At 45.4% G+C, this 403-nt stretch carries 1 pseudogene; it reads left to right on the forward strand.

Features of this window, described 5'->3' with window-relative positions:
* Window position 1 precedes the first annotated feature (1 nt).
* Window positions 2–403, forward strand: a pseudogene (locus QTN94_RS20515) (sel1 repeat family protein); the annotation flags it as partial.

Consider the following 403-nt stretch of genomic DNA (forward strand, 5'->3'; position numbering starts at 1 on the left):
GCTGTGGGCGATGACACCTGTTGAACAAGGGATCCGACTGTTTAACCAAAAACAGTACCCACAAGCCGAGCAGATTTTTCAACAACAATCAGACCAAGGCAGTGCTTACGCGACTTACTGGCTAGGTGTTACACAGTATAAAAACCGCCAGCAGTTTGAAGCGGGGCAGACCTTTTTAAAAGCCGCCAATATGGGCGACCCTTGGGCTATGGACGTATTGGCGGGAAATGGCAATAGCCCTTGTAAGTATCTTGGATGGCCATGTGATGAAGCTTGGACAGATAAAGCTATTCCCCAATGGGAAAAACAAGCATCCCAAGGGAATGGAAAAGCAATGTACCAACTAATTCTACGAGGTAAACCTTGGTGGGAAATAGTCCCCATCTATAAATATAAGAAATAT

The sequence above is a fragment of the Vibrio sp. M250220 genome (assembly GCF_036533795.1).
Taxonomy (GTDB): Bacteria; Pseudomonadota; Gammaproteobacteria; order Enterobacterales; family Vibrionaceae; genus Vibrio.